Annotated in this window: 3 protein-coding genes, 1 tRNA gene and 2 rRNA genes; 1 reads left to right on the top strand and 5 read right to left on the bottom strand. The window is 47.8% G+C overall.

The features are described 5' to 3' along the window. Positions 1-35 precede the first annotated feature (35 nt). Positions 36-3,707 carry a methionine synthase gene (gene metH, locus BIT28_RS04445; RefSeq protein ID WP_075762431.1) on the bottom strand — a complete coding sequence of 1,224 codons (3,672 nt, stop codon included), beginning with the start codon at positions 3,705-3,707 and terminating at the stop codon, positions 36-38. Between the two features lie 195 nt (positions 3,708-3,902). Here metH and BIT28_RS04450 point away from each other — a divergent pair, with 195 nt between their 5' ends. Continuing rightward, positions 3,903-5,183 (top strand): cation:proton antiporter, encoded by a 1,281-nt coding sequence (locus tag BIT28_RS04450; protein WP_075762432.1) that lies wholly within the window; start codon positions 3,903-3,905, stop codon positions 5,181-5,183. A gap of 69 nt (positions 5,184-5,252) precedes the next feature. Here the strand turns inward: BIT28_RS04450 and metA are convergent, their stop codons facing one another. The 4 genes from metA to rrf (BIT28_RS30325) all read right to left on the bottom strand — a co-directional run. After that, on the bottom strand, positions 5,253-6,194 hold the full coding sequence (metA, locus tag BIT28_RS04455) for a homoserine O-acetyltransferase MetA (protein ID WP_075762433.1): 942 nt from the start codon (positions 6,192-6,194) through the stop codon (positions 5,253-5,255). A 248-nt stretch (positions 6,195-6,442) separates the two neighbouring features. Continuing rightward, positions 6,443-6,558: ribosomal RNA gene (gene rrf, locus BIT28_RS04460) — 5S ribosomal RNA — on the bottom strand. Between the two features lie 9 nt (positions 6,559-6,567). Continuing rightward, positions 6,568-6,643, bottom strand: a tRNA-Thr gene (locus BIT28_RS04465). 92 nt (positions 6,644-6,735) lie between these two features. Then, positions 6,736-6,811: ribosomal RNA gene (rrf, locus tag BIT28_RS30325) — 5S ribosomal RNA — on the bottom strand; the annotation flags it as partial.

Below are 6,811 nucleotides of genomic sequence, written 5' to 3' on the forward strand. Positions count from 1 at the left end.
AACGGCGCCCTGTTTATTTCCTTGTCGAAGTAACTTTATAAGTTTGGCCCCAGCCATTTTTCAGCTTCAACCAGATCCCAGCCTTTGCGCTCGGCATAGCTGTCACGCTGATCATCTTGTATCTGCGCTACAGCAAAGTAACGTGTGTCCGGATGTGAGAAATACCAGCCCGATACAGCCGCTCCCGGCCACATCGCAAAGCTTTCAGTCAACTTCATTCCAGTGTTTGACTCAACATCCAGCAGCTTCCAAATCTCCCCTTTTTCCGTATGCTCCGGACAGGCAGGATAGCCGGGCGCAGGACGAATACCTTGGTATTTCTCGCGGATCAAGTCTTCATTCTTCAGGTTCTCATCAGCCGCGTAGCCCCAGATTTCCTTGCGCACCATTTTATGCATGTACTCGGCAAAGGCCTCTGCCAAACGATCCGCAACTGCCTGGATCATAATGGCATTGTAGTCATCCCCCTTGGCCTTGAATTGATCCGCAATCTCATATTCGCCAATCCCGCCGGTGACAGCGAACGCACCAATCCAGTCTGCCTTTCCGCTTTCTTTCGGAGCGATGTAATCCGACAGGCAGTAGTTAGGCCCTTTAGGCTTTTTCGTCTGCTGACGAAGGCCACGCAAAGTCGTCAATACCTCGGTACGAGACTCATCGGTGTAAACTTCAATATCATCACCAATATTATTGGCAGGGAACAGCCCACAGACCCCGTTGGCCTTGATCATGCTGGTCTGCTCGATTTCATCCAGTAGCTTATTGGCATCATTAAACAGACGCTGCGCTTCTTCGCCAACAACTTCATGTTTCAAAATTGTCGGATATTTACCGCTGAGCGACCAGGTCATGAAAAACGGGGTCCAGTCGATATACTCACGCAAAGTAGACACGGGGAAATCTGTGAAGGTATGGATCCCGCCTTTCGCCGGTACAGGAGGCTGATAGGTCGCCCAGTCAATGTTGACCTTATTGGCGCGGGCTTCTTCCAGGGTGACAGGTGCGGTACGTGGCTTTTTGCGAGCATGCTGATCCCTGACTATTTCGTACTCTTTATCCAGACGCTCGACAAATGCAGGACGCTGCTCATCAGAAAGCAGAGCCGAGCAAACGCCGACCGCCCGTGACGCATTCGAGACATAGACAACCGGCGCATGGTAATTCTCTTCGATTTTCACCGCGGTGTGTGCCTTGGAGGTTGTTGCCCCGCCAATCAGCAACGGGAGATCAAACCCCTGGCGTTCCATCTCTTTGGCAACATGTACCATCTCATCCAACGACGGGGTGATCAGGCCGCTCAAACCGATGATATCGACATTTTCTTCCTTGGCTACTTTCAGGATCTTATCGCAAGGGACCATCACGCCAAGGTCGATAATTTCATAGTTATTACATTGCAAAACCACACCGACGATATTCTTACCAATATCGTGTACATCCCCCTTCACGGTTGCCAGTAGGATTTTACCGTTGCTCTGCCCTGCCTGCTTTTCAGCATTAATGTACGGTTCAAGGTAGGCCACAGCCTGCTTCATCACTCGGGCTGACTTCACCACCTGCGGCAGGAACATCTTGCCTTCACCGAACAAGTCGCCAACGACATTCATACCAGCCATCAATGGACCTTCAATCACTTCCAGCGGCTTACTTGCATTTGCTCTGGCTTCTTCCGTATCCTCAACAATAAACTCGGTAATGCCTTTGACCAGCGCATGCTCCAGTCGCTTCTCGACATCCCAGCCACGCCATTCCTGCGCACTACGGTCATCCTCTACCGTTCCGCTATCACGGTACTTATCCGCAATATCCAGCAATCTTTCGGTACTATCATCACGACGGTTAAGCACAACATCTTCAACAGCTTCTCGAAGCTCATCCGGCAGATCATCATAGATAGCCAACTGACCGGCGTTGACGATCCCCATATCCATGCCGTTCTTGAAACAGTGATACAAGAAAACGGCATGAATGGCCTCCCTCACCGGGTTATTGCCCCGGAACGAGAAAGAGACGTTGGAAACCCCGCCAGAAACCATGGCATGCGGTAGCGTCCGCTTGATATCACCCACAGCCTCAATGAAATCCACCGCGTAGTTGTTATGCTCTTCAATCCCTGTCGCAACAGCGAAAATGTTCGGGTCGAAAATGATATCTTCTGGTGGGAAGCCCACCTCATCGACCAAGACCCGGTAAGCATTGGTACAGATTTCAATTTTCCGCTCGCGGGTATCAGCCTGACCAACCTCATCAAACGCCATGACGATAACTGCAGCACCATAGCGGCGGATCAACTTGGCCTGGGAAACAAACTTGTCTTTCCCTTCCTTGAGCGAAATGGAGTTAACGATGGCTTTACCCTGAACACACTTCAAGCCAGCCTCAATCACTTCCCACTTGGAAGAATCGACCATGATCGGAACTTTCGATATCTCGGGTTCAGTAGCGCACAAATTGAGGAAACGAACCATTGCCGCTTCTGCATCCAGCATCCCTTCGTCCATGTTGATATCGATGATCTGTGCACCGGCTTCGACCTGCTGACGGGCTACTTCCAGCGCTTCATCATAGAGCTCTTCTTTGATCAGCCGCTTAAAGCGGGCTGAACCAGTGACGTTAGTCCGCTCACCGACGTTGATAAACAAGGTATCGGATTCGATGGTCAACGGTTCAAGACCAGACAACCGGCATGCAACAGGAATATCCGGAAGCTGACGAGGGGTCACATCACGCGTTACTTCAGCCATCTGCCGAATATGCTCAGGAGTGGTACCACAACAACCACCGACAAGGTTCAAAAAGCCACTCTGAGCCCACTCTTTAATGTGCTCAGCCATATCTTCCGGGCTCAGGTCATATTCACCAAAAGCATTGGGCAAACCGGCATTCGGGTGCGCAGAGACGGCACACTCTGAAATACGGGATAATTCTTCAACATACTGACGGAGCTCATCTGGCCCCAGAGCACAGTTCAAACCAAAGGAAATCGGCTTAACATGACGGAGCGAGTTATAGAATGCCTCCGTCGTCTGACCAGAAAGTGTCCGTCCGGAGGCATCGGTGATCGTGCCCGAGATCATTACTGGCAATTCAAAGCCAAGTTCTTCAAAAACACTTTCGACAGCAAATGAACAGGCTTTGGCATTCAGGGTATCAAAGATCGTTTCGATCAGAATGAGATCAGAGCCGCCTTCAATCAACGCTCGGGTAGACTCTGAATAGGCCTCGACCAATTGATCAAAAGTGACATTTCGAAAACCGGGATCGTTAACATCCGGCGATATAGAACATGTGCGGTTGGTCGGGCCCAGGACACCGGCAACAAAACGCGGCTTATCCGGTGTTTTTGCTGTCCACTCATCTGCGGCCTGACGGGCAAGGCGTGCAGCCTCAAGGTTGATCTCTGCGCTCAGGCTTTCCATATCATAGTCAGCCATCGCAATGGTAGTTGCGTTAAAGGTGTTGGTTTCCAGAATATCTGCACCGGCCTCTAAATAAGACGAGTGGATATCTTTGATCAACTGGGGCTGTGTCAGTACCAATAGGTCGTTATTGCCTTTGAGGTCTGAGTGCCAGTCTGCAAACCGCTCACCGCGATAATCCGCTTCTTCCAGCTTGTAGCCCTGGATCATGGTGCCCATACCACCATCAATGATCAGGATCTGCTGATCTAGTCGCTTCTGTAATAATTCCTTGCCCTTTAACACCACACTACTTCCCTTATCTATTTTTACAGCTGAATAACATCCTACCACAGTCCATATGGAAATCTAGACGTCTAAACTTGTTTTCTCTATCAAAACAAAACCAGAATCTAGGAAAGTTTTCTATAGCTATCGCTGCGTGATGGATTTATATTTTGTCACAATTTCATACTTTACTTTTAACCATATTGAGGTTGACGCATGTCGGTCTATAGCACCCTCTGCTTTCTTGCTGCTGCTGCAATGATCATTGCATTTATCAACAGCAAAATAGGAAAAATGCAAACCACTATCGCCATTACTGCCGGGGCATTGGTATTGTCACTGGGGATCGTTATCGCAGGACAGAACGGCTGGTTTCATCTAGAAGATATTGCCGCCGAGCAGCTTGGCGAAATTAACTTCGAGAGTTTTCTGCTAAAAGGGATTCTGGGCTTTTTGCTTTTTGCCGGTGGACTAGGGATTAAACTGCCCAACCTCGAAGATCAAAAATGGGAAATCACAGTACTTGCACTGGCGGCAACCCTGTTTTCAACCTTCTTCATTGGTTTTTCTCTCTGGGGGATCTGTCAGTTTCTCGGCATTCAGTTTGATCTTATCTACTGCCTGATCTTTGGCTCACTCATATCGCCTACCGATCCGATCGCAGTGTTAGCTATTGTGAAAAAGCTCGATGCACCGAGACGCATCTCAACACAAATTGAAGGTGAATCCCTTTTCAATGATGGTTTTGGCCTCGTTATTTTCGTTACCTTGTTCACCATTGCTTTCGGCAATGAAGCGCCAACCGTTCTTGGTGTGGGTCAGCTATTTGTACAGGAGGCTATTGGAGGAATCGTCTACGGCTTTTTACTTGGCTTACTCTTCCATTACCTCATCAGCGCCACCGATGACCACTCTATGGAGCTCCTCCTGACTTTAGGTATTCCCACTGCCGGTTATGTCTTTGCTGATGTTATTCATGTTTCAGGGCCACTGGCAATGGTCGTTTCCGGCATCATGATCGGTAACTGGACTCGCTATATTGGTTTTTCCAAAGAGAGTGAAGACCATCTCGATCACTTCTGGGAACTGGTCGATGAATTCCTCAATGGCGTGCTGTTCCTTCTGATCGGTATGAGTATGCTGCAGTTCAATTTCCATCAGGAAGACTGGGTGTTGATGGTTGTCGCTGTTCCACTGGTACTGCTCAGCCGTTATCTCAGCATCAAATTTTCGTATATGGGATTCGAGCGCTACCGGCAATACAACCCTCTCTCGGTGAAAATCCTGACCTGGGGCGGATTACGTGGCGGCCTTGCCTTAGCGATGGCAATGGCTATCCCGGCAGGGATTATTGTTATTCCGGAGAAAAGCATCGATGTCAGGGAAATCATTTTGGTGATGACCTATGCAGTCGTTGTCTTTTCAATTCTTGTTCAGGGCTCAACCATTACTCCACTGATTCACAAAGCCAAGCAATGGGAAGCCAATAATCAATAGTCTTCTATTAATCATTGCTGTAAAACTTTAGCAAAAAGACCTGCTTTTGCAGGTCTTTTTATTTCCAGGTTAATCATCCTTGGTAAAATTGGCTTCCGAGAAATGCTCAAGATCATAAGGCGTCTGCTGGTAGACACAGTAGTTGAGCCAGTTAGAAAACAATAGATGGCCATGACTGCGCCAGCTGGCAACCGGAGGGTTGTCAGGGTTATCATCGGGATAATAATTGACAGGTATCGCAGGCTCCATGCCCTCAGCCAAGTCACGTACATACTCATTATGCAGCGTTGATACATCATATTCCGGATGACCCGTCACGAAGACATTACGCTTATCTTTGGTTGCAGCCAGATACACACCAGCCTGATCAGATGTTGCCAGAATATCGAGATCGGTATGCTCGGCTAAATACTCCGGTGAAAAATCTGCATACCGTGAATGCGGTGCCAGGAAGGAATCATCAAAACCACGAAGAATTGGATTATGGCAATCATGTGTCCGATGGAAATAGACCCCTGATAGCTTTTCTTTGCGCGTTCTCTTCGGCAAGTCATACAACAACTTCAAGCCAGCCTGTGCCGCCCAACAAACAAACATAGTCGAGGTGACATGCTCCTTGGCCCAATTCATGATTGTCTGTATTTCTTCCCAATACAGTACATCTTCAAACTGAACAAGCCCTAGGGGCGCTCCGGTTACAATCAAACCATCGTAGTTCCGATCCTTCACCATCTCAAACTGACGATAGAACGTATCTAAGTGCTCAGTTGGCGTATTCTTGGTTGGCCGGTTATCTATTCGCAACAACTCCACATCAACTTGCAGCGGGCTATTCGACAGTAACCGTAAGAACTGAGTTTCCGTCTCAATTTTCTTCGGCATCAAATTCAACAATAACACCTTCAGTGGACGTATTTCCTGGCTGGCGGCACGCGCTTCCGACATCACAAAGATATTCTCACTACGTAAGATATCAGTAGCAGGTAATTGGTCAGGAATTTTTATCGGCATTGGTTTACTCCTTAAACGTTATACCGAACGAAACAACTTACATGCCGAACTCCCTTATAACAAACGTTGGCATCAAGATGTTTAGACGTCCAGATTTCTAAAATAAAACTATATAAATTTGGTCTAAGGTGCAAGAGAAAGAGTATTAAAAGAATTGTAGATAATGAAGAGATGATGAGGAAAAGTAATGAAGGAAATTACCGTCCAGAAACGAGAAAACCCAGCCAAAGGCTGGGTTTTGAAAGAGTGTTCAGCAATGACCTACTCTCACATGGGGAGACCCCACACTACCATCGGCGCTACAACGTTTCACTTCTGAGTTCGGCATGGGATCAGGTGGGACCATTGTGCTATTGTCGCTGAACAAATTTAGTGGTGCTAGTACCCAGATTTGAACTGGGGACCTCACCCTTACCAAGGGTGCGCTCTACCAACTGAGCTATACCAGCACGCAATTCTGCATATAAACAAAGTCTTACATTTATTGCTTTGTTTATTTTTGCTTTCATCTTTTTCTAAAAAGATGAAAACCTAAGTTGGAGCCTGGCGATGTCCTACTCTCACATGGGGAGACCCCACACTACCATCGGCGCTATTACGTTTCACTACTGAGTTCG

The organism is Photobacterium proteolyticum (genome assembly GCF_001939735.1).
In the GTDB taxonomy this organism is placed as follows: Bacteria; Pseudomonadota; Gammaproteobacteria; order Enterobacterales; family Vibrionaceae; genus Photobacterium; species Photobacterium proteolyticum.

Bases quoted from the DNA above. Each gene is read 5' to 3' on its own strand.
- BIT28_RS04450 (WP_075762432.1), top strand. From the start codon at position 3,903: ATGTCGGTCTATAGCACCCTCTGCTTTCTTGCTGCTGCTGCAATGATC.
- metA (WP_075762433.1), bottom strand. From the start codon at position 6,194: ATGCCGATAAAAATTCCTGACCAATTACCTGCTACTGATATCTTACGT.